At 69.3% G+C, this 24,797-nt stretch carries 22 protein-coding genes and 2 pseudogenes; 11 read left to right on the top strand and 13 right to left on the bottom strand.

Translation table 11 applies throughout. The features are described 5' to 3' along the window. Positions 1 to 105: 105 nt before the first annotated feature. Both PSS76_RS18640 and PSS76_RS18635 read right to left on the bottom strand, forming a co-directional pair. A complete protein-coding gene (locus PSS76_RS18640) occupies positions 106 to 1,443 on the bottom strand; it encodes an FtsX-like permease family protein (RefSeq protein ID WP_337456509.1) in 1,338 nt (445 codons plus the stop codon). Beyond that, the gene (locus PSS76_RS18635; protein WP_337456508.1) at positions 1,440 to 2,216 is read right to left on the bottom strand and encodes an ABC transporter ATP-binding protein; all 777 of its coding nucleotides are present in this window, start codon (positions 2,214 to 2,216) and stop codon (positions 1,440 to 1,442) included. Before PSS76_RS18635 ends, PSS76_RS18640 begins: the two co-directional genes overlap by 4 nt. A 108-nt stretch (positions 2,217 to 2,324) precedes the next feature. On the opposite strand from PSS76_RS18635, the gene PSS76_RS18630 reads away from it, so the two are divergent. From PSS76_RS18630 to PSS76_RS18620, 3 genes are all read left to right on the top strand, one after another. Next, positions 2,325 to 3,509 carry a sensor histidine kinase gene (locus tag PSS76_RS18630; RefSeq protein WP_337456507.1) on the top strand — a complete coding sequence of 395 codons (1,185 nt, stop codon included), beginning with the start codon at positions 2,325 to 2,327 and terminating at the stop codon, positions 3,507 to 3,509. A gap of 37 nt (positions 3,510 to 3,546) precedes the next feature. After that, positions 3,547 to 4,209: a response regulator transcription factor gene (locus tag PSS76_RS18625; RefSeq protein WP_337456506.1), complete on the top strand. Its 663-nt coding sequence runs from the start codon at positions 3,547 to 3,549 to the stop codon at positions 4,207 to 4,209. A gap of 139 nt (positions 4,210 to 4,348) precedes the next feature. Beyond that, a complete protein-coding gene (locus PSS76_RS18620; protein WP_337456505.1) occupies positions 4,349 to 5,425 on the top strand; it encodes a metallophosphoesterase in 1,077 nt (358 codons plus the stop codon). 4 nt (positions 5,426 to 5,429) lie between these two features. Here the strand turns inward: PSS76_RS18620 and PSS76_RS18615 are convergent, their stop codons facing one another. Further along, the gene (locus tag PSS76_RS18615) at positions 5,430 to 7,763 is read right to left on the bottom strand and encodes an FHA domain-containing protein (protein ID WP_337456504.1); all 2,334 of its coding nucleotides are present in this window, start codon (positions 7,761 to 7,763) and stop codon (positions 5,430 to 5,432) included. A 188-nt stretch (positions 7,764 to 7,951) separates the two neighbouring features. Between PSS76_RS18615 and PSS76_RS18610 the strand changes: the two genes are divergently transcribed. Beyond that, positions 7,952 to 8,593: a dihydrofolate reductase family protein gene (locus PSS76_RS18610; RefSeq protein ID WP_337456503.1), complete on the top strand. Its 642-nt coding sequence runs from the start codon at positions 7,952 to 7,954 to the stop codon at positions 8,591 to 8,593. 9 nt (positions 8,594 to 8,602) lie between these two features. Here the strand turns inward: PSS76_RS18610 and cobN are convergent, their stop codons facing one another. Further along, positions 8,603 to 12,202, bottom strand: a complete 3,600-nt coding sequence (cobN, locus tag PSS76_RS18605) for a cobaltochelatase subunit CobN (protein ID WP_337456502.1) — start codon at positions 12,200 to 12,202, stop codon at positions 8,603 to 8,605. A gap of 209 nt (positions 12,203 to 12,411) precedes the next feature. Here cobN and cobG point away from each other — a divergent pair, with 209 nt between their 5' ends. From cobG to cobJ, 3 genes are read left to right on the top strand one after another with little or no spacing between them, the layout of a single operon-like run. After that, a complete protein-coding gene (gene cobG / locus PSS76_RS18600; protein ID WP_084987360.1) occupies positions 12,412 to 13,551 on the top strand; it encodes a precorrin-3B synthase in 1,140 nt (379 codons plus the stop codon). A 19-nt stretch (positions 13,552 to 13,570) separates the two neighbouring features. Further along, on the top strand, positions 13,571 to 14,197 hold the full coding sequence (locus tag PSS76_RS18595) for a precorrin-8X methylmutase (protein ID WP_013416044.1): 627 nt from the start codon (positions 13,571 to 13,573) through the stop codon (positions 14,195 to 14,197). Next, positions 14,194 to 15,684 carry a precorrin-3B C(17)-methyltransferase gene (gene cobJ, locus PSS76_RS18590; protein ID WP_069854847.1) on the top strand — a complete coding sequence of 497 codons (1,491 nt, stop codon included), beginning with the start codon at positions 14,194 to 14,196 and terminating at the stop codon, positions 15,682 to 15,684. The genes PSS76_RS18595 and cobJ overlap by 4 nt, the downstream gene beginning before the upstream one ends. A gap of 85 nt (positions 15,685 to 15,769) precedes the next feature. On the opposite strand, the gene PSS76_RS18585 is transcribed toward cobJ, so the two are convergent. Then, positions 15,770 to 16,522, bottom strand: coding sequence for a hypothetical protein (locus PSS76_RS18585; protein WP_049799488.1), 753 nt, complete (start codon positions 16,520 to 16,522; stop codon positions 15,770 to 15,772). 110 nt (positions 16,523 to 16,632) lie between these two features. On the opposite strand from PSS76_RS18585, the gene PSS76_RS18580 reads away from it, so the two are divergent. From PSS76_RS18580 to PSS76_RS18565, 4 genes and pseudogenes are all read left to right on the top strand, one after another. Further along, the gene (locus PSS76_RS18580) at positions 16,633 to 17,367 is read left to right on the top strand and encodes a DUF6226 family protein (protein WP_237172295.1); all 735 of its coding nucleotides are present in this window, start codon (positions 16,633 to 16,635) and stop codon (positions 17,365 to 17,367) included. Positions 17,368 to 17,402: 35 nt separating this feature from the next. After that, the gene (locus PSS76_RS18575) at positions 17,403 to 17,834 is read left to right on the top strand and encodes a hypothetical protein (RefSeq protein ID WP_084980030.1); all 432 of its coding nucleotides are present in this window, start codon (positions 17,403 to 17,405) and stop codon (positions 17,832 to 17,834) included. Between the two features lie 32 nt (positions 17,835 to 17,866). Beyond that, positions 17,867 to 18,600, top strand: a pseudogene (locus tag PSS76_RS18570) (FadR/GntR family transcriptional regulator). After that, a complete protein-coding gene (locus tag PSS76_RS18565; RefSeq protein WP_337456501.1) occupies positions 18,597 to 19,280 on the top strand; it encodes a sterol desaturase family protein in 684 nt (227 codons plus the stop codon). The pseudogene PSS76_RS18570 and the gene PSS76_RS18565 overlap by 4 nt, the downstream one beginning before the upstream one ends. A 16-nt stretch (positions 19,281 to 19,296) precedes the next feature. Here PSS76_RS18565 and PSS76_RS18560 read toward each other — a convergent pair whose 3' ends face one another. From PSS76_RS18560 to dprE2, 8 genes and pseudogenes are all read right to left on the bottom strand, one after another. Then, positions 19,297 to 19,509, bottom strand: coding sequence for a DUF4287 domain-containing protein (locus tag PSS76_RS18560; RefSeq protein ID WP_005513199.1), 213 nt, complete (start codon positions 19,507 to 19,509; stop codon positions 19,297 to 19,299). A 10-nt stretch (positions 19,510 to 19,519) separates the two neighbouring features. After that, the gene (locus PSS76_RS18555; protein WP_337456500.1) at positions 19,520 to 20,209 is read right to left on the bottom strand and encodes a rhomboid-like protein; all 690 of its coding nucleotides are present in this window, start codon (positions 20,207 to 20,209) and stop codon (positions 19,520 to 19,522) included. A gap of 33 nt (positions 20,210 to 20,242) precedes the next feature. Beyond that, entirely contained in the window at positions 20,243 to 20,956 is a 714-nt protein-coding gene (locus PSS76_RS18550; RefSeq protein ID WP_337456499.1) for an SDR family NAD(P)-dependent oxidoreductase, read from the bottom strand. Positions 20,957 to 20,981: 25 nt separating this feature from the next. After that, positions 20,982 to 21,050, bottom strand: a pseudogene (locus PSS76_RS18545) (hypothetical protein); the annotation flags it as partial. Positions 21,051 to 21,271: 221 nt separating this feature from the next. Beyond that, positions 21,272 to 22,024, bottom strand: a complete 753-nt coding sequence (locus PSS76_RS18540) for a cobalt-precorrin-6A reductase (protein WP_084870559.1) — start codon at positions 22,022 to 22,024, stop codon at positions 21,272 to 21,274. A gap of 8 nt (positions 22,025 to 22,032) precedes the next feature. Then, on the bottom strand, positions 22,033 to 22,782 hold the full coding sequence (gene cobM / locus PSS76_RS18535) for a precorrin-4 C(11)-methyltransferase (protein WP_005513203.1): 750 nt from the start codon (positions 22,780 to 22,782) through the stop codon (positions 22,033 to 22,035). Beyond that, positions 22,779 to 24,041: a precorrin-6y C5,15-methyltransferase (decarboxylating) subunit CbiE gene (gene cbiE, locus PSS76_RS18530; protein WP_175281997.1), complete on the bottom strand. Its 1,263-nt coding sequence runs from the start codon at positions 24,039 to 24,041 to the stop codon at positions 22,779 to 22,781. The genes cobM and cbiE overlap by 4 nt, the downstream gene beginning before the upstream one ends. After that, positions 24,020 to 24,775 (bottom strand): decaprenylphospho-beta-D-erythro-pentofuranosid-2-ulose 2-reductase, encoded by a 756-nt coding sequence (gene dprE2, locus PSS76_RS18525; protein WP_084968659.1) that lies wholly within the window; start codon positions 24,773 to 24,775, stop codon positions 24,020 to 24,022. Before dprE2 ends, cbiE begins: the two co-directional genes overlap by 22 nt. Positions 24,776 to 24,797: the final 22 nt, after the last annotated feature.

Genomic DNA, 24,797 nt, shown 5'->3' with positions numbered 1-24,797 from the left:
AGTCGAGTGCGGTGCCGCTTGAACATGGGGTTTCCATCCTCTCGAGATGGGAGTTGGGTTCGGTGATGACTTTGGTTGGATCGCAGGGGCTTTCGAGATCGGAACTCAGCTGCGAAGCGCACGGGTGACATCGATGCGCGAGGCCTGAAGTGCGGGCCACGCCAGCGACAGGCACGTCGTGAGCACTGTCCCGGCGGCCAGACCCGCCAGCATCGGCCAGGGCAGGCCGCCTGCGACGTCGGCAATCGGCGTCCGCGCCCCGACGGCGATGGTCCAGCAGGACACCAGGAGCGTGACGAGGCTGAAGAGGATCGCGGTCACGGCGTAGATGACGCCCTCGTACACGGTGGATCGGGCGATCACTCCGGGTCGGGCCCCAGCCGCACTGATGAGGGCGGAGTCCCGACGACGTTCGCCACCGACCAGCGCGATGACGGCGAGCCCGCCGACCCACGAGACCACGAATACCCATCCGAGCACGACGAGCACGTCGTCGAACCCGGTCGAACTGCCGGGCATCGCGTTGCCGATCACCATGAAGGTGCCCACGATCGACAGCGCTAGAGCGAATGGGAGGACGGTGGTCACGCTGCGCGCAGCGCGGGCGCGGCAGGACTGCACGGCCACTCGCCAGGCGATATCGGCGGCCGGCACCAGCGCGGTCCACAGTCTCATCAGGGGCGTGAGCACCCACGGCCCCATCAGGAGCAGAAGGCACACCAAAAACAGGTTTCCGGCGAAGGCGAAAGCGGTGCGCTGTTCGAGTCCGCTGAGTTCGAAGCCCAGACCCGAGATCCACATGCCGACCACGCCGGCGAGCAGGCTCAGTGCGAGGAGACTGCGGCCGATGCCGGGGCGGGCAACCGGTTCCGCGGTGTCGCGGAAGACACGCATCTCGGGTGTTCGCGAGGCACGTCGGGCGGCGCCCCATCCGCCAATCAGGCACGGCACGACACCGGCCGCCAGCGTCGCGCCGAGGTGCCACAGCCGCAAGTGGACGTGGGCGCCGTGTAGGTCGAGACCCGTGTCGGTCCACTGCCACAGCGCGACGCGGGCCACCACGAGCGCGAGCGGCAGCGCGAGCACGCCGGCCACCAGTCCCAGTACCAGCAGTTCGGTGAGGAGTACCCGGCGCACCGCGCGTCGCGGGATGCCCAGGATCAGCCACAGCGCGTGCTCGCGGCGCTGTGCGGTGAGGGTGAGCCCGACCGTGGATGCGACGACGGCGACCGCGGCGAGGACGGTGAAGAACACGATGTTGCCGCCCAGCGCGATCGCGGCCTGGGTCATGTCGGCGTCGCCCGCGGACTGAGCCGAACCGATCGCGGTGAGCATCGCGATGACGGCCCCCGCGGCGCACGCGCCACCGACGGTGGCGCACAGGACGGTCCACAGCCACATGGCGGACTGGCGTCGGATGTCGGCGAGAACGAGGCGGATCATGCGAGCACCTCGCCCGCGGTAGCGGCCTGTGCCTCGAGGATGGAGTCGCTGACGGCGCGGCTGTCGCCGCCGGGAATGACGCCGTGGACACGCCCGGAGCCCATCACGACCACGTGGTCGGCGCGGGCCGCGGCATGGGGATCGTGAGTGACCATCACCACCGTCGAGCCCTGCGCGGGCAGGGCCTGCAGCCAGTCGAGCACCACCCGGCCCGACGCGAGATCGAGCGCCCCGGTGGGCTCGTCGGCGAACACGATGCGAGGCCGGTTGGCTACGACGCGGGCGACCGCCACGCGCTGGCGTTCACCGCCCGACAGCCGGTCGGGTCGACGTCCGGCATGTTCGCGAATGCCCAGTCGGTCCATGGCGTCGCGGATCCGGGCTCGCGGCACCTTGTGACCGGCGAGGCGGGCCGGAAGCGCAATATTCTCTTCGACCGACAGCGAGCTGACCAGGTTGTACTCCTGGAACACGAAACCGATGTGCTCGCTGCGAAACGCTGCGCGCTTGCGGGCGCCGAGGGAACCGAGGTCGGTGCCGAGCACCTCGACGGTGCCACCGGTGGGCACCTCGAGGCCGGCCGCGCAGAAGAGCAGGGTGGATTTCCCGGACCCGGAGGGACCGACGATCGCGGTGAGTCGGCCCTCGGGGATGTCGAGGTCGATATCGTGCAGCACGCGGGTGGTGTCACGGCGACGACCGGGAACGGGAAAGTCCATGCGCAGGCCGCGCAGCCGGATACAGGGGGCGGTGGTCGAGGCGTCGTGTGGCATGAATCCATTCGATCGGTTTCACGCCCGGCAAACACTGGTGCTGCCTCCCCGAGAAGGTAGAGCGAGCACTACCTTCTCGGGGCTCGGCGTCTGGCAGAGTTCGATGCCATGTCGTCCTCACGCCTGGGCCGCAGGGTGGTGCTGGAGATGGCCGCCGCGGCGCTCCTACCGCTCCTGCTGGTGGGCGTGGTGTTGGTGCCGCTGCTGCCGATCACCGCGGTGGTCGCCGCCGAACTCGACCGCATGCGCGCCGCCGCGTGCGGTGCGCCGAGCCGTCCGCTGCGGCCGAAGGACGAGCCGTGGTGGCCCTGGATCCGGTCCCGGGTGCGTACTTCCGGGCTGTGGCGCACCGATCTCCCGGTGTTGCTGGTCTCGGTGGTGCTGAGCGTGCTGTCGCTGCTGATCGCGTTCTTCGGCTTCATCGGCGCGCTGGTGCTGATCTTCTCCCCCGTGTTCTGGGCGTTCGGCATCGCGGCGCAGGCGGGTCCATTCACTCCGTCGTCCGCCGGACAGTCGGTGGCGGCGGTGCCCTTCGGCTTCGTGTTGGCTGTGGTGACAGCGGCGTTGCTGGCGGGAATCTCGTCGCTGCGCGACGTGACGCTGCTCGGCTTCTCCACACAGCGCGACCGCGATCTTCAATCCCAGCTTCGCGACCTCCGCAGCAGTCGTGCCTCGCTGACCGAAGCCTTCGAACTGGAACGGCAACGCATCGAACGGGACCTGCACGACGGCGCGCAACAGGACCTCGTGGCGGTGGTGCTCAGTCTCGGCATGCTCGAGTCGGCCGCCGATGCCGGCGCCGACACTGAGTGGCTCCGGGAACTTGCCTCGAGGTCGCACGCGCAGGCCGAGCGGGCGCTCGAGCGGCTGCGGGAGACGGTGCGCGGCATCCACCCGCGCGACCTCACCGATCTGGGGCTCGTGGCGGCCGTGCGCGAACTGGTCTCCCGATCGCCGCTGTCCGTCGAGTTCGAGGCGGAGGGCGACGACTCGCCACTGTCCGCCCCCATCGCGGGCGCCGTCTACTTCACGATCTCGGAGGCGCTTACCAACGTCGTCAAACATGCCGGAGTCGACCACGTCCGCGTGGAGCTCTGTTGCACCTCCGATGGTGTGACGGCGAGGATCGTCGACGAGGGCGGCGGCGGCGTCGAACTCGGTGAAGGACGTGGCACCGGGCTGGTGGGGCTGCGGGAGCGGATGCGCAGTGTCGGCGGCGACATTCGGGTGGTGAGTCCGGCCGGTGTGGGAACTACGGTGGTGGTGACGGCCCCCGCCGAACCGCCGTGGTGAAGATTCGGATCCGAGCACGACGAGGAACTGTGAAGCCATGAGAATCGTGCTCGCCGACGATGCCCCGCTCATCCGGGCCGGGATCAAGGAGATCCTGGTGGCCAGCGGGCACGACGTGGTACGCGAGTGTGACGACGCGCCCTCGCTGGTGTCGGCCGTCGACGCCATGGCCTCCGCGGGTGAGCTGCCCGACCTGGTGATCACCGACGTGCGGATGCCGCCCGAGGGCACCGACGACGGCCTTCGCGCCGCAATGGATCTCCGAGCCCGCCACCGGGACCTGCCGATTCTGGTGCTGTCGGCCTACGTCACCGGACCGTACGTCAAGGAGTTACTCAACGGACCCGGCGCAGACGGAGTCGGCTATCTCCTCAAGGAGAAGGTCGGTCGCGTCGGCGACTTCCTGCGCGCGGTCGAGACGGTGTCCTCCGGCGGCGTCGTGGTCGACCCGGAGGTGGTGCGCCACGTCACCCGGCCGGATTCCTCGTCGGGGCCGCTCGGCAGGCTGACGGCAAGGGAGAGTGAGGTCCTCGCGCTGATGGCCGAGGGCAAGTCCAACGGCGAGATCGCCGACCATCTGTTCCTGTCGAAGGCGGCGGTCAGCAAGCACGTGGCCAACGTGTTCCTCAAGCTGGGTCTGCCGCCCGGCGAGGACAACCGCCGGGTCAAGGCAATCCTCACATGGCTCGACCACCACTGAGCACCACCGTCCAGCCGTCGGCCGATTGAACGTTTCGTGAATATCGGTGGAGATATTGCTGTTTCGAGCGTTCTCCGGCTCGTCGTGCGGTTTGCTGGGACGGACTTCCCGACATCCTGGACATTGACGAGGACCGCCCGTGACCGAGTTCAACCCGATCGACCGCCGCAGTTTCCTCGCCGGAGCCGGCCTGGCCGGTGCGGCCGTCTCACTGGCCGCCCTGGCACCGACTGCCGTCGCCGCTGTTCCGGGAGTCGTCCCCGCCGGCGGCAAGTTCGCCTTCCCGACCGGATCCGGTGTGCGGGTGCTCGTCACCGGCGACGCCGGAACCGGCACGCCTGCGCAGTGGGCGGTCGCGGACGCGATGCGCAAGGTGCACGGCGCCGAGCCGTTCGGGATGGCACTCGGCCTGGGCGACAACATCTACGAGGCCGGACCGAACGGTGACCGCGACGTCCAGTTCGCCACCAAGTTCGAGGACCCCAACCACGGCCTGGACTTCCCGTGGGTGATGGCTCTGGGCAACCACGACAACACCGCCCTCTTCCCCGGCGACGGTGGCTGGCTGCTGCGCGGCAACGACGAGGTGGGCTACCACCAGACCTCACGCAAGTGGTGGATGCCGTCGCGGTACTACTCGGCGCGGGTGCCCGAGGAGAACCCGATCGTGGAGTTCTTCGTGCTCGACCTCAACCCGGTCGCCGCCTATCTGCCCCCGCTGTTCGTGCCGTACTGGGCGGCGGACGGGCAGTTCATGAACGAGCAGCGCGCGTGGCTGGACGCGGCGATCGCCGCATCGCCGGCGAAGTGGAAGATCGCGTGCACCCACCACCCGTACCTGAGCAACGGCTCGCACGGAGACGCCGGTGCGTACGACGGCATTCCGATCGAACCGATGAACGGCGTCCACGCCAAGCGCTTCTACGAGGACCACGTCGTCGGTCGCTGCCAGTTCATCCTGTCCGGGCACGATCACACACTGCAGGTGCTCGAGCCGACCGTCGCCTCCAAGGGCACCCGGCAGATCGTCTCCGGTGCGACCGGCAAGGACAGTCACGGCAAGTCCACCAGCCCGGACCGAGCGAATCTCTACCAGAACTTCGACGACCTCGGATTCATGGTAATGGACCTGAACCCCGATTCGGTGCGACTGCGGGTCTACACCGTGGACATCCCCACGGCCCAACCGACACTCGCGTTCGACCGCCGGCTGTAGGCCCCTACCGACGGCGCAGCCGGAGTCGGCTGTAGGTGAATACCGCGAGCACGCAACTGATGAGCACCAGCATGGCGATGCTTAGCAGCCACCACGATCCTGTGTGCTGCCACAGCGTGTCCGGCTCGGTGCCGGTGGCGTTGGTGACCAGGTCCACCGTCGAGGCGGCGGCCGCGAACCCCCAGCGTGACGGAAACAGCCACGCGACCAGTTCGAGCACGGCGCGTCCGGTGATCGTGATCAATCCGCCGCACATCACCAGCTGCGCCATGATCGTGACCACCAGCATCGGCAGCACCTGCTCACTCGACCGCGCCACCGAGGACAACGCCAGTCCCAGCACGACGCAGCAGCAGGTGGTGGCGGCGATGTCCACGATCAGTTCGACGGAGCCCGACGGGAGCACACTGCCGTGGCCCGGGAAACCCTTGCCCACGTAGACGATCAGCACCATGATCACCGACTGCACGATGCCGGCGGCGCAGAACACGACGATCTTCGCCGTCAGGTAGGCGGACGGCAGCAGACCGGCGGCACGTTCGCGCTGATAGACCATGCGCTCGCCGACCAGGTCGCGGATGGTCAGTGAACAGCCCATGAACGCGGCGCCGAGAATCAGCACCACCAGGATCTGGGTCAGCTCGCCGGATACGTCGGCACCGGACTGCCCGAACCCGGTGTCTCCCGGTACGAGCAGGGCCAGGCCGCCGAGCACGAACGGCAGCAGCGACAGGAAGATCAGGTAGCCCCGGTCGGCGCGGATCAGCCGAACCTGGCGGCGGGAGACGGTGCTCAACTGTTTGCGCCTCGACGTGTGCGCGGGACGCCCCAAAGGCCCGGGCGGGCTCGGCGGCGGCGCCACTTCGGGTCGGGTGGCGCGATATTCGGCGAACACTCCGTCCGGGTCGGATGCGACACGGGCGAAGATGTCGGCCCAGTCGGTGCTGCCGAGCGCGGCCCCCACTCGGTCCGGCGGGCCGACGTAGGCGGTCTTGCCGCCCGGGGCGAGGAGCAGCACTTGATCGCACATCTCGAGGTACGACAGCGAGTGCGTGACGATGACGACGACGCGGCCCGAGTCGGCGAGGCCGCGCAAGGTCGCCATGATCTGTCGGTCGAGCGCGGGGTCGAGACCTGAGGTCGGTTCGTCGAGGATGAGCAGGGAAGGGCCCGTGAGCAACTCCAGCGCAACCGATGCGCGTTTGCGTTGCCCACCGGAGAGGCGATCGACGCGCGTGTCGGCGTGCTCGGTCAGCTGCAGTTCGTCGAGTACCCCAGCGATCACCGCTTCACGGTCGGCCCGGGTGGTGTCCGGCGGCAGTCTCAGCTCGGCGGCGTAGCCGAGGGCCTTCCGGAGTGTCAGCTGCCGATGGACGACGTCGTCCTGCGGGACCATGCCGATGCGGGAGCGCAGGACCGAATAGTCGGTGTGCACGCTGCGCCCATCGAATTCGACGACGCCTTCCGTGGGGCTTGCCGAACCGGAGATGATCTTGGCGACCGTGGTCTTTCCCGCGCCGGAGGGTCCGATCACCGCGGTGAGACTGCCGGGTCCCGCCGTGAAGGTGACGTCCTCCAGCAGTCGTCGCCCGCCTTCGATGGTGAGTCCGACGCCGTCCACACGTAGACCGCCGGCGGTCGTGGTCGGCGCCTGCCGTCGAACGAGGCGGCCTTCCTGCACGCTGAGGTCGGTGTTGCCGATTGTGACGACGTCGCCGTCGGTCAGCCGTGCGCGCGACACCCGGTCGCCGTCGACGAACGTTCCGTTGACGCTGCCCAGATCGTCGATCTCGAGGCCGGACGGCGCGGTGTGGACTATCGCGTGACGGCGTGAGGCCAGCACATCCCGAACGACGATGTCGTTGTCCGGGGACCGTCCGATCGTGAGGGCTCCCGCCGGGACGGTTTCGTGGGGTGCCGTCGCCGACGCTGGTGTCGCTGCCGCGGGCGGGGCGATCGAGTCCCCCACGTCGATCGTCGATTCGTCCCATCGACCGCCCACGTCCCGTCGCGTCGCGTCGGGATCCTCGATCGAGATCCGCATGGTGGGTCCCTCGACCGCGTCACCCAGGCGGACGAGGACGGAGTCCGTGACGGGTACCTCGTCTCGGCGCTTGCCGTCGACGTAGATCCCGTTCTTGCTGTCGGAGTCGACGAGCTGCCATCCCTCGTCCCATCTAAGCCGCGCATGCTCGCGCGACACCACAGGATCGACGATCGTGATCTCCAATTGCGGGTCCCGGCCGATGCGTACCGCTTTGCCTGCGCTGTGGCTGGTACGGCCGTTCTCGGTCTCGACCACGACCCGCGGGCGCTCGCTTCTCGTCCAGTCGTCCATCGCCACGGCCTCCGGTCAGCATCAGGCGTAGAGCGTCGACCTATCCATGGTGGCACGCCGTCGGGATCCGACGACAGAACGGTCAGTCTCGTATCGTCACGGACAGGACTGAAGCCGCGCCGTGATGAGTTTCGTCGCCGCGGCGAGTCTGTCTTCTCGTAACACCACCTTCGAGAGCGGAGCATTACGTGAGTCAGCTGCTACGGGTCCAGAACTTCAACGTCTCGAGCGACGGCGTCGCCTGCGGTGAGAACCAGACCTTCGAGAGTCCGTTCGGCATCGACCCCGGCGAGATGCTCGCGTGGGCGGGCGCGACGGCGAGCTGGCCCATGCGCACCGACGGCGGCGGCAGCCGCGGCCTCGACGACTACTTCACCCGCGACTTCTCCCACAACATCGGCGCCGAGATCATGGGTCGCAACAAGTTCGGGCCGCAGCGCGGCCCGTGGGAGAACCTGGAGTGGGAGGGCTGGTGGGGTGAGGAGCCGCCGTTCCACACGCCCGTGTTCGTCGCGACCCACCACCTCCGGCCGTCGATCACGCGCGGCGAGACCACGTTCCACTTCGTCGACGGCGAGCCCGCCACGATCCTCGAGCAGGCGAAGGAGGCGGCACAGGGCAAGGACGTCCGACTCGGCGGCGGTGTCACCACGATCCGCGAGTTCCTCGACGCCGATCTGGTCGACACGATGCACGTGGCCGTCTCCCCGATCACGTTCGGAACGGGCCTGCGGTTGTGGGAGACCCCGGACGAGCTGCGCGACCGATTCCATCTGGAAACAGTGCCCAGCCCGAGCGGGGTCACCCACCACCTGTTCTGGCGGAAGTAGCCGGTCGGGCTACTCCCCCTCGAGCTCGCCCTCGGTCTCGAGGTACACCTGTCGCAGGCCGTCGAGCACCTCGGGGGACGGCTCCTCCCACATCTTGCGCTCGACGGCCTCGAGCAGGCGTTCGGAGATGCCGTGCAGCGCCCACGGGTTCGACTCGGACATGAACTTGCGGTTCTGCTCGTCCAGCACGTACGTCTCGGCGAGCTTCTCGTACATCCAGTCCGCGACGACGTTGGTGGTCGCGTCGTAGCCGAACAGGTAGTCGACGGTCGCGGCCATCTCGAAGGCGCCCTTGTAGCCGTGGCGGCGCATCGCGTCGAGCCACCGCGGGTTCACGACGCGGGCCCGGAAGACGCGCGCGGTCTCCTCCGACAGCGTCCGGGTGCGGACGGCGTCGGGGCGGGTGCTGTCGCCGATGTACGCCTCCGGGTCCTTGCCGGTGAGCGCGCGGACCGTGGCGACCATGCCGCCGTGGTACTGGAAGTAGTCGTCGGAGTCGGCGATGTCGTGCTCGCGGGTGTCGGTGTTCTTCGCGGCCACCGTGATCCGCTTGTACGCGCTGCGCATGTCGTCCGACGCGGGAACGCCGTCGAGCCCGCGGCCGTACGCGTAGCCGCCCCACGTGGTGTACACCTGCGCCAGGTCGGCGTCGTCGCGCCAGTTCTTCGAGTCGATCAGCTGCAGCAGGCCGGCGCCGTACGTGCCGGGCTTGGAGCCGAAGATGCGGGTGGTGGCGCGGCGGTCGTCGCCGTGTTCGGCCACGTCGGCCTGTGTGTGGGCGCGGACGTAGTTGTCCTCCGGGGACTCGTCGAGGCCGGCGACCAGGCGGACGGCGTCGTCGAGCAGCGCCAGCACGTGCGGGAACGCGTCCCGGAAGAATCCGCTGATCCGGACGGTGACGTCGATGCGCGGGCGGCCGAGTTCGGCGAGGTCGATCACCGCGAGGCTCGTGACACGGCGCGACGCCTCATCCCACACCGGGCGGACACCGAGCAGCGCGAACACCTCGGCGATGTCGTCACCCGACGTCCGCATCGCGGACGTGCCCCACACCGACAGGCCTACCGACTTGGGCCACTCGCCGTGGTCGGCGCGGTAGCGGGCGGCGAGGGACTCGGCCATCGCCTGACCGGTCTCCCACGCGAGCCGCGACGGCACGGCCTTGGGGTCCACGGAGTAGAAGTTGCGGCCGGTGGGCAGCACGTTGATCAGCCCACGCAGCGGCGACCCGGACGGGCCGGCCGCGATGAAACCGCCATCGAGCGCGTGCAGCACCTGGTCGATCTCGCCGGACGTCTGCCGCAGCCGCGGCACCACCTCGGTCGCGGCGAAGCGCAGGATCTGCCGCACGGTGTCGTCGTCCGACAGTCGGTCGGCGGCCTCCGCATCCCAGTCCGTCTCGGCCAGCGCGGACAGCAGCGCGTGCGCCTGCGCCTCGATCTGGTCGACGCGGCCACGGTCCTCGTCGCCGGCTTCGCTGAGCCCCAACGCCTCCCGCAGACCCGGCACGGTCTGCTCGCCGCCCCACATCTGCCGGGCCCGGAGCATCGCGAGCACCAACTCCACCTCGGCGTCGCCCTGCGGCGCCGTGCCGAGAACGTGCAGGCCGTCGCGAATCTGGACGTCCTTGATCTCGCAGAGCCAGCCGTCGACGTGCATGAGCATGTCGTCGAACACGTCCTCCTCGGGCCGTTCGGTCAGGCCCAGGTCGTGGTCCATTTTCGCGGCCCGCATCAGCGTCCAGATCTGCTGACGGATCGCGGGCAGCTTCGCCGGGTCCAGCGCCGAGATGTTGGAGTGCTCGTCGAGCAGCTGCTCGAGCCGCGAGATGTCGCCGTAGGACTCGGCGCGGGCCATCGGCGGGATCAGGTGGTCGACCAGCGTCGCGTGCGCGCGGCGCTTGGCCTGCGTGCCCTCGCCCGGGTCGTTGACCAGGAACGGGTAGATCATCGGCAGGTCGCCGAGCGCGGCGTCGGTGCCGCACGACGCCGACATGCCGAGCGTCTTGCCGGGCAGCCACTCGAGGTTGCCGTGCTTGCCGAGGTGCACGATCGCGTCCGCCGCGAATCCACCCTGTTCGGCGGTCGCGGCGATCCAGCGGTACGCGGCCAGGTAGTGGTGGCTCGGCGGCAGGTCCGGGTCGTGGTAGATCGCGACCGGGTTCTCGCCGAAGCCGCGCGGCGGCTGCACCATCAGCACGACGTTGCCGGCGCGGATCGCGGCGATGACGATCTCGCCCTCGGGATCCGACGAGTGGTCCACGTACAGCTCGCCGGGCGCGGCGCCCCAGTGTTCCTCGACGCCCTCGCGGAAGTCCTGCGGCAGCGTCTGGAACCACTCGCGGTAGCGGGCGGCGGAGATGCGGATCGGGTTGCCCTCGAGCTGCTCGGCGGTGAGCCAGTCCGGATCCTGCCCGCCCGCGGCGATGAGCGCGTGGATCAGCGCATCGCCGTCCTTGGCGGCGAGCCCGGGCAGCGCGTCGTCGCCGTCGACCGGGCCGAGGTCGTAGCCGTGGTCACGCATCGCGGTGAGCAGGTCGATCGCGCTGGCCGGGGTGTCCAGGCCGACGGCGTTGCCGATGCGGGCATGCTTGGTCGGGTAGGCCGACAGCATCAGCGCGATCTTCTTGTCCGGGTTCGGGATCCGTCGCAGACGTGCGTGCCTCACGGCGATCCCCGCGACCCGGGCGGCCCGCTCGGCGTCGGGCACGTAGGCGGTGAGGCCGTCGGAGTCGATCTCCTTGAACGAGAACGGCACGGTGATCAGGCGGCCGTCGAACTCCGGGACCGCGACCTGGGTGGCGACGTCGAGGGGCGACATGCCGTCGTCGTTGGCCTCCCACGCCTCGCGGCTGCTGGTCAGGCACAGACCCTGCAGGATCGGCACATCGAGCGCCGCGAGTTCCGCGACGTCCCACGCCTCGTCGTCGCCGCCGGCCTGCGCGTTGGCGGGTTTGGTGCCGCCGGCCGCGAGGACCGTCACGACCATCGCATCGGCGCGGCCCAGCGTCTCGAGCAGATCGCCGGGCGCGGTGCGCAGCGAGGCGCAGAAGATCGGCAGCGGGTTCGCCCCGGCATCCTCGATCGCCCGGCACAGCGCCTCGATGTACGCGGTGTTCCCGGCCAGGTGCTGGGCGCGGTAGTACAGCACCGCGACTGTCGGGCCGTCCACCGCGCGGGTCTCGCGTTCGAGAACCCCCCAGTTCGGCAGGTGCACTGCGGGTTCGAAGCCATGGCCGGTGAGCAGCACCGTGTCGGACAGGAAGTTGTGCAGCTGACGCAGGTTGGCGGCGCCGCCCTCGGCCAGGTAGGTGTGCGCCTCGGCGGCGATGCCGGCGGGAACGGTCGAGCACTCCATCAGTTCGGCGTCGGGGGCCTGCTCACCGCCCAGCACCACCGCCGGCAACCCGGACGCGAGCACCGCGTCGATACCGTCCTCCCACGCCCGGCGGCCGCCCAGGATGCGGACGACGACCAGGTCGACGCCATCGAACAGTCCGGGCAGATCCTCGTCGACCAGCAGACGGGCCGGGTTGGCCCAGCGGTACTCGGCGCCACTGGCACGGGCGCTGAGCAGGTCGGTGTCGGACGTCGACAGCAGCAGGATCACTGTTGCAGCCTTTCCGGGGTTTCGCGCCCCACGGCAGGGTTCCGGCGAGACACGTCTCGGGAACGGGTTCGGGCGGCGGAAGAGGGTCTGACTTTCACAGTGGCGCGACCGCCCGGAATCTCACCGGCTTCCTCTTCTGCCGCGGTCGCCGGTGATCCTACCGGTCAGGCGTGCGCGCACCCGCCCCCGCACTTCTCTAGCCTGGAGACGTGTCATCTCCACGTTCCGGCCCGGACAAGTGCCCGGGTGCCCTCCAGGTCCACCAGGCCGCCGACGGCCCGCTCGCCCGGGTTCGCCTGCCCGGCGGCGTGATCACATCGCCGCAGCTCCAGGCCTTGGCGACGGCCGCGCACGAGATCGGTAACGGCGAGATCGAGCTGACCTCGCGTGGCAACGTCCAGTTGCGGGCGGTGTCCGATCCCGAGGAGTTCGCCCGCCGCATCGCCGACGTCGGCCTGCTGCCGTCCACGACGCACGAGCGGGTGCGCAACATCCTGGCCTCCCCGCTGTCGGGACGGATCGGCGGTTTCGCCGACGTGCGCGGCCTCGTCACCGACCTGGACCGCGGCCTGTGCGCCGACCCTGCGCTGGCCGAGCTGCCCGGACGCACCCTGTTCACGCTCGACGACGGCACCGGCGACATCTCGGGACTGCGCGGCGACTTCGGCGTCCACGCGCTGGACGACGGCAGGTTCGCGCTGGTCCTTGCGGGTACGGATACCGGCGCCCGGCTCGCGGAGGCGGACGCGGTCGACGTGCTGCTGGCGTCGGCGCGCACGTTCGCCGAGATCCGCGGTGACGCGTGGCGACTGAACGAGGTTCCGGGTGGCACGGAACGCGTGCTGGGACGGCTCGGGCTCGCGTACGGGGACCCGGTGCAGTTCCCGGGGGCGATCGACCGTGGCCCGATCGGGTGGCTCGATCAGCCCGACGGCAATGTCGCGCTCGCCGCCGGTCTCGCGTTCGGCACCCTCCCGGCCCGACTCGCGGAGTTCCTCGCCGCCGTCGAGAAGCCGATCATCGTCACCCCGTGGCGGTCGATCGTGCTGCCCGACCTCGAGGAGTGGGCGGCCGAGCAGGTAGTGCGGGTACTCGCGCCGATGGGTCTGATCTTCGACGAGAACTCACCGTACCTGCAGGTCAGCGCGTGCGCGGGGCAACCCGGCTGCGCCAAGTCGCATACCGACGTCCGGGCCGACGCCCGGGCGGCGATCGAGAGCGGCGACCTCCCCGCCGACGGTCGTCAGCACTGGTCCGGCTGCGATCGCAAGTGCGGGCGTCCACGCGGTGAGGTAACAGACGTGGTCGCCGACCCCGACGGTTACCGGGTGGAGAACCCGCCCACGTGATGCCTCTATCGTGTGGCGCATGATCGACTACATCCGCGACGGTGCGGAGATTTATCGCCAGTCCTTCGCAACCATCCGCGCCGAGTCCGACCTCGCCCGTTTCCCCGCGGACGTCTCGCAGGCCGTCGTCCGGATGATCCACGCGAGCGGTCAGGTCGATCTGGTGGACGACGTCGCGTTCACCCCGAACGTCGTCGCCGATGCCCGCGAGGCGCTGCGCCGTGGTGCCCCGATCCTGTGTGACGCCAAGATGGTCGCTGCCGGAGTCACCCGCAAGCGCCTGCCTCGCGACAACGACGTGCTGTGCATGCTCGACGACGCGCGAGTTCCCGTGCTGGCCAAGGCGATCGACAACACCCGCTCGGCCGCCGCGCTCGAGCTGTGGGGCGACAAGCTCGACGGCGCGGTGGTCGCGATCGGCAACGCCCCCACCGCACTGTTCCATCTGCTGAACCTCATCGAGGCCGGTGCACCGCGGCCCGCCGCGATCGTGGGCGGACCCGTCGGGTTCATCGGCGCGATGGAGTCGAAGGAAGCGCTGATCGAGCATCCCGCCGGCCTCGAGTACCTGGTGGTGCGTGGACGCCGCGGCGGCAGCGCGATCACCGCGGCCGCCCTCAATGCGATTGCGAGCGAAATCGAATGAGCGCCAACGGAAAACTGTGGGGTGTCGGCATCGGACCCGGAGACCCGGAGCTGATGACCGTCAAGGCCGCCCGCGTCATCGGTGAGGCCGACGTCGTCGCCTTCCACAGCGCCCGGCACGGCCGCAGCATCTCCCGCGGTGTCGCCGCCCCGTACATGCGGGAGGGGCAGATCGAAGAGCACCTGGTCTACCCCGTGACCACCGAGACCATCGACCATCCGGGCGGCTACCAGGGTGCGATGGACGAGTTCTACGAGCAGGCCGCCGAACGTCTGGCCGCGCACCTCGAGGCCGGCCGCAGCGTCGCACTGCTCGCCGCGGGCGACCCGCTGTTCTACAGCTCCTACATGCACATGCACAAACGTCTGGCCGACCGGTTCGAGGCCGAGGTCATCCCCGGCGTCACCGCCGTCAGCGCCGCGTCAGCCGCCCTGGCGGAGCCGCTCGTCGAGGGCGAGGAGGTGCTCACCGTCCTGCCCGGGACGCTGCCGCAGGAGGAGCTCACCCGGCGGCTCCGTGAGACCGACGCGGCCGCGATCATGAAGCTCGGCCGCACCTATCCGGCTGTGCGCCAGGCGCTCAAGGATTCCGGACGGATCGACGAGACGTACTACGTCGAGCGTGCCAGCACCGACCGGCAACGGGTCGCGAAGGCCGACGACGTCGAGGACGCCGACGTGCCGTACTTCGCGATCGCCGTCGTGCCCAGCCCGGTGAACAACCGCGCCGAGGCCGAACCGTCGCGCGGCGAGGTGGTCGTCGTCGGCCTCGGTCCCGGAGACCAGGCCTGGACCACCCCGGAAGTCCGGCAGGAGCTCGCCCTGGCCACCGACCTGGTCGGCTACACCACGTACATCGATCGGGTCCCGATCCGGCCGGGCCAGCGCCGGCACGCCAGCGACAACCGCGTCGAGGCCGAACGCGCCGCGATGGCGCTCGACATGGCCAAGCGCGGCGCCCGCGTCGCCGTCGTCTCGTCCGGCGATCCGGGCGTCTTCGCGATGGCCGCCGCCGTGCTCGAGGTGGCGGCCGAGGAGCAGTGGCGCGACGTCCCCGTCCGGATCCTGCCCGGCATGACCGCCGCCAACGCGGTCGCGAGCCGGGTCGGCGCCCCGCTGGGCCACGACTACGCGATGCTCTCGCTGTCGGATCGGCTCAAGCCGTGGGACATCGTCGCCAAGCGCGTCTCCGCGGTGGCAAGCGCCGACATGGCGTTCGCGGTCTACAACCCGGCGTCGAAGTCCCGCACGTGGCAGGTGGCCGCGATGCGCGACCTGGTGCTCGAGCACCGCTCCCCCGACACCCCGGTGATCATCGGCCGCGACGTCGCCGGCCCCGAGGAGTCGATCAAGATCGTGCGCCTCGCGGACCTCGACCCCGCCGACGTCGATATGCGCTGCCTGCTGATCGTCGGGTCGTCACAGACGACGGTTGTCGAGAGTGCTTCGGGGACAACGGTCTTCACTCCGCGGCACTACCCGGCCTGACATCGCTCTCCCGAACGGGAGTTCACGGCACACTTTCGCTCAGATCCCGTGCCCTGAATTCCCCTTCGACGGTGGTGGGTGCCGATCAGCCGTAAGGTTCCGACGGCAGCGGATTGACAGTGTCGCTGTCCCAGGTCAGCCTCTGGTCCGCGCACACGGGAAACGCCTCGAGATCCTGGCCGGCCAGGACTGCGGCGACGCACTCCGCGGAGGCCCCGAGGTAGGTGGACATCAGGTCGATGTCGGTTGCCACGCACCACGCGTGGTCGTCGGGCCACCACAGATGTGCGCTCATCCCGGTGGGAAACTGTTGTGTCGCGCCGAACTGTGTGTCGGCCATGTCCAGGGGACCGGCGAAGAGAATCATGTCCCGCGCCGGCATGCGAAGGCGTCGATAGTCGGAAGGTGCACAGATGTGCCCGGAGCCCTCCCAGTGCGCGAACCAGCACATCTCCGGCGTTCCGGTGAAGCGACGCAGGATCGCGGCCAGTGCGCGGGCGGTCGCCGGAGGCAGCGAACCTCGCGACGGTTCGTCGTCCCACACTCCGAGCTGGTTCGGGAGATCCCAGGCGCGAACGATCGACCCCCATTCCATAACCGGGTGCGCTGTTGTGCCGTTCGCGGCCGCAACCTCGGACCAGCGCACCGGCCGGTCGTCGGCCATGGCTGCCGGATGGAAAATGCGGGCGTAGGCAGGAAAATGCGGCGGCAGCAGCGACGCGATCGTGTGATCGAAGCAGTGAACCCGGTCGACGATCCACTGTCCCGCGTCGACGTCGGGAACCATCCGAAGACCGCGCTCGTCCCAGTCGCGTCCGTCGGTCTTCGATCCATCCATCGATACATCACACCTCGGCGAGCGGTTCGATGCCATCGAATCCCGTGCCACTCATTACGCCGACAATGCCGTCACAGACATCTCTCCCGCAGCCGGGTAGCGTCCCACAAGTGGGTGCTGATCCGGATATGTCGTGGTGGGAGCGGTACAACACCGGTATTCGACGCATGCACGAAACCGGCTGGGGTGCGGACGTAGCGGTGCTCTCGCGCGAAATCTGCGAACTGCTCGACGACGTCGACGCGACGTTCGCGGTCACCGGCGCGGCCGCCCCGGGATGGCCGAACCCGTACGAGGACGGCGCTGAGCCGGACGAGGCGGAGTACGAGCGACTCACGAACCCGGACAAGTTCGTGATCGTGGTGGCCCGCGCGCGGGCCTGGACGCGGGTTTTGCGCGACCGGCGCTGGGCACGAGAAGGCTCGCACGTGGAGTGGGCGTTGCGCCCCATCGAACCCGGAGGGGTCGCCACCGTCCTCGAACCCACGGCCAACGGTGCGGTACCCCTGGTGCTGACGACGCACACGCCGGTGGACAGCGAGCACATCTTCACCGTCACGGTTGCGGCCGGCGACCCAGCGGTGCGGATGGCGGAGATTCCCGATTGTGGATGCGACGCCTGCGATCGCGGGTCCGCCGCGTTGCTCGAAGAACTTGACCGGTGGGTGCTGGCGATCGTCGACGGTTCCCTGCAGGTCGACGTCCACGCGGACGGCGCCTCGATTCGCTCGTCGTTCGGCGCCCGAGGTGGCACGGTCCAGCGCCTCGACCAGCCGACGTCGTTCACGGCAGCCCCGTGGTCGGCGAACTGGACCCCGCGACGAATTCCGGGTGGCCGCGACTGACGCGGGCGCCGTGGTGCGCATGTTTGGATCACCGGGTGATCTTCGTCCGAATCGAGTGGCTGGTACTCGTGGCCCTCACCGTCATGCTGGCCATCGGCACGGCGATCGAACCCATGTGGTGGACGAGTGAATGCCAGTTGGGTCTGCTACCGACAGAGTTGATTTCCGATTGGGACGACTGCACGACGTCGACGTACGACTTCTACGGTGCCGGCCTGCTGGTTCCGCTCGCGCTCCCGGTGGCACTGTGCGCGATACCGATACTCGCGCCACGAAGACTCGTCGCATGGGGCGTCGCGGCCACGCTGGTTGCACTCATCGTCATCGCTTTCCTCCTCGGAAATCGACCATTTCCGGGCGAGGGCCTTCCCCTCGCATTCGTCGGGTACTGCCTACCCAGTGTCTTCATTGCGATCCTGCTCGCCGGGTTCCAACGCCGCCTCACCGAAACTGGTCTGACCACTTGACCACCGTACCGAGCGGACCTAACGTCTGTGACATGGATCTCACTCCGGTGCAGCGCCGCTCGATTCCCGACGACGTGTTCGACCAGTTGCTCGGCCGCGTGGTCGACGGTCGGGTGGCACCAGGTGAGACCCTGCTCAGCGAGCGGCGCATGGCGGAGGCGCTCGGGGTGTCCCGTCCTGCGGTGCGCGAGGCTCTGGGCCGGATCGCCGCGATGGGGCTGGTCGACGTCCGGCAGGGCGGCGCGACAGTGGTCAACGACCTACGCAGGAGGGGCGGCCTGGACCTACTCCCCCGACTGCTCGTCCGAGGCGGCGAGATCGATCCGGCGGTGGCGCACAGCATTCTCGAGGCCCGGCTCTGGATGGGCCGAAGGTCGCGGAACTCGCGGCACAGCGCGCACCGGGGGGCACGGCGGACGTGCTGGACTCCGCCGTCGATGCCCTCGCGGCCGCCGACGATCCCGTGGCCAGGCAACGCATCGCCCTCGACTTCTGGGACCTGGTCGTCGACGGCGCCGACTCGATCACGTTCCGGCTGATGTTCAACACGCTGCGCCGTGCATACGAACCGATGATCGACGCATTGGCGATGGTGATGGCGGCCGAGGTGAACGAGAGCGACCGCTACCGTGCGATCACCGACGCGATTCGACGCCGCGACCGAGAGGCGGCCTTCGCCGCGGCGCATGCCCTGCTCGAGCCGGCGACCACACTCCTGGGTAGCGCCCTGGTGGCCGCACGGGATGCATCCGAGGAGAACTCGTGACCATCGCCCGCTCAGAGTCGCCGGCCTTCGGGCGCAACGTCACCCTTGCTGCCGCGTTCCGGGAGTTCGTGCATCACCCGAGTCCGTGGATCATCGGAACGTTGTCCCTCGGCGCGGTTGCGGCACGGTCGGTCGTCGGTAATTGGACCTGGGCCGACGCTCTGGTGCCGTTGGTGATGCTCGCACTGTTCCCGGTGCTCGAGTGGATCATCCACGTGTTCGTCCTGCACTGGCGCCCGAAGCGGGTAGCCGGGTTCACGATCGACCCACTGCTCGCCCGGAAACACCGCGCGCACCACGGGGATCCGCGGAACATTCCGCTGGATTTCATTCCCGCGCCGGTGTTCGCGTGGCTGGTGCCACTCCTCCTCGCGATCGCGCTGCTCGCGACACCCCGCCTCGAGCTCGGGTTGACGTTCCTGATCGGCATCACCGCGCTGGGCCTTGGCTACGAGTGGACGCACTTCCTCATCCACACCGACTACAAGCCGAAGACTGCGCTGTACAAGGCGACGTGGCGGCATCACCGGAACCACCATTACCGCAACGAGCACTACTGGTTCACGGTCACCACGTCCGGGACCGCCGACCGCCTGTTCGGCACCGAGCCGGATACGGAATCCGTCGACAAGTCGCCCACCGCGAAGCGGCTGCACGGACTCGACGTCACCGGCGCCTAGGCCGATACTCGGCGCATCAGCCCGTCGCATCCTCCTTCAGCGTGTGCGCGACGAGGGCATTCGCATGCCCGTGGCCGAGGCCGTGCTCGCTCTTGAGCCAGCTCACCAACTCCATGTGCTTGGTGAGATCCGAGGAGCGAATCAGGCTCTGCCACTCGCTGATCGGCTTGCCGTACTTCTTCTCGATCGACGGAAAGTAGGACGCGGGACCCTTCACCGGTTCGGTCATGGCGCGAACGCTACCTGTGCGCTCCGACACGTTGACGCATTCCGCGCAACCAGTCCGCCGGATCCCACACTCCCGGGCGCGACCGGGTGAGCGGATAGCACCCGAAGCCGATCATCACCGCGGTGAAATGGCCGATGTCGGTGAAGGTGAGCCCACCGAACAGGGGGAGCCCGTAGACGAGCAGCACGCCGACTACGTACACGTAGCGCCACGGCGGCGCGATCCGGTACGCCAACACAGCCATGACTCCCGCGAGGGCGTAGCTGACCCCGACATCGAGGGTGTTGACAGCCGATTCCGGGGCGCGGTGATGCTGGATCGCCAGGTACAGCACGCCCTCGCTGATGTACGTCGCCCCGACGTGCGCGATCACTGCGACCGACAACCATCGCCAGGACCCGAGCCAACGCTCCACCGGCACGTGGAACAGGTTGAAGAGCAGGAAATAGCCGATCCACGTGCCGCCCGCGATCCAGAACGCGCTCGTGACCAGGACTCGGATCGGATCCTCGCGCAGGTGGTGCAGATTGGTCGACCGGTCGCCGAGGACGTCGTTCAGCACCTGCGGCGACAGATGATGCATGACGACCGTCGTCACGAACAGGACGGCCAGCCACACGAAGGTGCCCGGCGCGCGGCGAACGTATCCCCACGCCGCGGACGCGACGTCCGACACCTGCAACCGCCTCTCGGCCTCCACCCGACCAGTATGGCGCTGCGGGACCGCGGCGAACTACCGGACGACGGACTCGATGCCGTGCCGTGCCCGATATCGCCGCAGGTTGCCACTCGAGAGCTTGGCGATCCACGGCAGGGCCCGCACCGTCAGGCCGGGAACGAGCATTCCCGCCTTGGCCATCCACCCGTCCGATCGAGGCACGTTCGTCTCGATCCTGGGCCGGTCGACGAGCCTCAGCACCCGCGCGGCCACCGCCTCCGGCCGGATGGGGGTGCTCAGGAAGTTCAGCGCCGATCCACCTGTGGGCGCTTCGTGCCGCAGCATCGGGGTGTCGACCGATCCGGGATTGACGAGGCTCACGCGGACACCGGTTTCCGGTGTACGGGCCGCGAGCGCGAGCAGAAACCCCCGCAGCCCGAACTTCGACGCGCTGTAACCGGGACTCTCGGCCAACGGCAGCATTCCGCCGATGGACACGATCGCGACGACGTGGCCCTGGGAATCCTGAAGCGCCGGGTACAGAGCGCGGGTGAGGTGGACCGGAGCCAACAGATTCACGCCGAGCTCGCGATCCGTCTCGACGTCGGTCACCCGCTCGAACGGTGTCGTGACGACGACACCCGCGACGTGGACCAACAGATCACAGCGCCCTCCCAAGGCCCGCACCAACCCGTCGCGTTCTGCCGCGTTCGTGAGGTCGCACCGATGCGGGGTGACCCGCCCGGGCAGCTCGCGGGCGAGAGCCACCAGCCCCGTCGGGGTCCACATCCACCGCGACGATGTCGTGCCCCCGCCCGGCCAACCCCCGGCAGATCGCCGACCCGATCGCGCCGCCGGCGCCGGTGACCACCGCCCGACTCATGCGCGGCCCGCCCCGACGACGTACATCCGATCCATGACCTCTCCCCTTCGTCCCGGACATTCAACCCTTCCGTCGCTGCGAGAAGTGCAGTTGTCGGGAGGTGAGTCCGCATAGGACTTTGGGGGTTCCGCGACCCTTCGGTGAGCATTCGGAGATTCCTACTGTTCCGTCCGGCACGAAATTCGCCTCGCCGTCGCTCACTCGATCGCAGTCGCGGGACGTCACTTCGGGAGCGGAAGCACCCCATCGGCCGCCCAGGCGGCCGCGACGTCGAGATCGGACGTCGACGCGATCCCCTCCGGAATCGGGGTGCGGGCCACCATCACCACTGGCACCCCCACCTTCCGTGCTGCCTCGAGCTTCGCCGACGTGAGCGCTCCCCCGCTGTTCTTCGTGACGACGACGTCGATGCGGCGCTCCCGCAACAGCGCGACCTCGTCGCCGACGGTGAAAGGTCCACGCGCGAGCAGCAGTTCGGCCTTCTCCGGCAACCGCACCTCGGGTGGATCGATCGCACGGATCAGGAACCAGCCGTCGCCGTCGGCGAACGCGTCGACCCCCTGCCGGCCGATCGTGAGGAACACCCGCTCCCCCAGCCCGGCCACCGCCTCGGCGCCCGCGGCCAGATCCCGTACGACATGCCAGTCGTCCCCCGGTCCGGGTGCCCATTCGCGGCGGCGCAGCACCAGCAGCGGAACCCCTACCCGCGCGGTCGCGGCGGCCGCGTTCGCCGTGATCTGCGCGGCGAACGGGTGCGTCGCATCGACGACGGCGTCGATCTCGTTGTCCCGCAACCAGTGCGTCAGGCCGTCAACGCCACCGAAGCCGCCCACCCGGACCTGTCCGACCGGGAGCACCGGTTCACGCACCCGGCCGGCGAGCGAGGAAATCACCTCGACCGACGGAGCGTCGGCGAGGCGCGCCGCGAGCATCCGCGCCTCGCCGGTACCGCCCAGGACGAGGACTCTGCGCATCGAGGCACTCAATGCGTGGTGCGCGACCGCGTCGCCGAGTACAGGTAGCTGTCCGGGAAGCCTTCCGCAGCAAGGACGCGCCCCACGATCACCACTGCGGTCTTCGTGATCCCTGCCGCGTGAACCTGGTCGACCAGCGTTGCGAGTGTGCCGCGCAGCACCACCTCGTCCGGGCGGCTCGCGAACGCGACGACCGCTGCGGGACAGTCGGAACCGTAGTTCTCGGACAGTTCCTCCACGATCTGCTCGATCCGGTGCGCACCCAGGTGCACCACCATCGTGGCCCCGCTTCGGCCGAGTGAGCGCAGGTCCTCCCCCGGCGGCATCGCCGTCGACAACGTCGACACGCGAGTCAGCACGATCGACTGGGAGACCCCGGGCACCGTCAGTTCCCGGCCGAGAGCGGCGGCGGCTGCGGTGAAGGCCGGTACGCCGGGCACGATGTCGTATGCGACACCGGCGGCGTCGAGGCGTCGAACCTGCTCGGCCACCGCCGAATAGATGGACGGGTCGCCCGAATGCAGGCGTGCCACATCGAGTCCGGCCGCGTCGAAAGCGATGATCTGCTCGATGATCTCGTCGAGACTCAGTCGCGCGGTGTCGATCACCTCTGCGTCGTCCGGGCACAGCGTCAGCAACTCGGCCGGGACCAGACTGCCCGCGTACAGGCAGGCGGGGCTCTGGGCGATGATGCGCGAAGCCCGCAGCGTGATCAGGTCCGCGGCGCCCGGTCCGGCGCCGATGAAGTGGACTGTCATTGCTCTTCCCTTTCGGTGCTGTGCGGCTTGACGACCGACCATTGCGCCACCGGCAGTTGCGGTCGCCACGCCGTGAATCCGCCGAGCGGTTCGCCGCGGTAGATCTGGAACTTGCGCAGGCCCCCGCCCAGTCGCGCGTGCCACTGCAGCACGAGTGCCTCGGACTCCGCGGTGACCGCGTTGACCACCATCCGGCCACCCGGACGAAGCCTCGCCCAGCAGGCGTCGAGCATGCCGTCCTGCGTCACGCCGCCGCCGACGAAGACGGCGTCGGGAACCGACCCCTCGTCCTCGAACGCGCCCGGCGCCGAACCCCGCACCCGCAGGGTCGGCACGCCCAGTCGGGCAGCGTTGTCGGCAATCTGCCCGACGCGAACGTCCTCGCGTTCGAAGGCGACCGCGAGGCACCGCGGGTCGGTGCGCATCCACTCGATGCCGATGGTGCCGGAGCCGCCGCCGACGTCCCAGAGCATCTCGCCGGGCGCCGGCGCGAGGGCCGACAGGGTCAGCGCCCGCACCTCGTGTTTGGTCATCTGCCCGTCCCCGCAGTAGGCGGCATCGGGCAGTCCCGAGGTCCGGGTGAGTCTCAGCGCGGTGCCCGATGCCCGCAGTTCGAGCGCGATCACGTTGAGCGGGTCGCCGGGGGCCCGATCCCAGCTTCCGGCCCGGCCCCGGGCCACGTACTCGGCCGGCCCACCCAACTGTTCGAGAACCACCACAGTGCTGTCACCGAAGCCGAGCTCGGTGAGAAGCTGCGCGACGGCCGCGGGCGTGTGCTCGTCGTTCGCGAGTACGAGCACACGCTGACCGTCGACGAGACTCGCCGCGAGCGTCGTGACGTCGCGGTTCACCAGGCTGACGATCGTCGTCTCGTGCAGCGGCCAGCCCAGCCGGGCGCACGCGAGCGACACCGACGACGGATGCGCGATCACGTGCAGGCGTTCCGCTCCCAGTACTCGGCCGAGTGTGACACCGATCCCGTGGAACATCGGGTCGCCGCTGGCCAGCACGCACACCCGGCGGTCGCGGTGTTCGTCGAACAGTGCGGGCAGCGCCGGCAGCATCGGGGACGGCCACGCCACCCGCTTGGCGACCGACACGGGTATCAACTCCAGCTGCCGGGTCGAGCCCATCAGCACTTCGGCGTCGCGGATGGCCGCCTGTGCGCGCGGCGCGAGGCCGTCCCAGCCGTCGGCGCCGATTCCGACGACCACGATCGGGTCGATCGCAGAGGAAGTCACCGGGCCATCCGCCGCCACACGAACTGCGGCACCAGCCGCATCGCGAAGATCACCGGACGGAGCAACCCCGGCACCCACACCCGTTCGCTCCCCTTGCGCAGCCCGTGTGCGACGGCGTCGGCCACCTGCTGCGGGGTGCTCGAGAACGGGGCCGGCTTCATGCCCTCGGTCATCCGGCCGATGACGAATCCGGGCCGGACCAGCAGCACGCGGACACCGCTGCCGTGCAGCGCATCCGTCAGACCACTCGCGAACCCGTCCAGACCGGCCTTCGCCGAGCCGTACACGTAATTGGCGCGCCGCACGCGCGCCCCCGCGACGGAGGAGAAGACCACGATCTGTCCCGATCCGTGCGCGCGCATCAAGTTCGCTAGGTGTGTCAGCACACTGATCTGCGCGACGTAGTCGGTGTGTACGACAGCGAGCGCGTGGCCCGCGTCCTGCTCGGCCCGGGTCTGGTCGCCCAGCACCCCGAACGCGAGCACAGCGACCCCGATGGGGCCGTGCTGCTCGGCGATCGACGACAGCACCGCCGGATGGTCCGAGACCCGGTCCGCGTCGAACTCGACGCAGTGCACCGCTTTCGCACCCGCGTCGAGGATCGTGCGCGTCTCCCGTTCGAGATCACCGGAGCGCCGCGCCGCCAACACGACGACCCGCCCCGGCGCCAGCCGGCGCGCGACCTCCAAACCGATCTCGCTGCGACCGCCGAGCAGCACCACCGAGCCGGGCGCATAGTCCGTGTCACTCATGCCTCCAGTGTCCTGGATCAGC

The organism is Prescottella sp. D32, assembly GCF_037287305.1.
In the GTDB taxonomy this organism is placed as follows: Bacteria; Actinomycetota; Actinomycetes; order Mycobacteriales; family Mycobacteriaceae; genus Prescottella; species Prescottella equi.
This window is presented reverse-complemented; position numbering and strand designations above follow the sequence as displayed.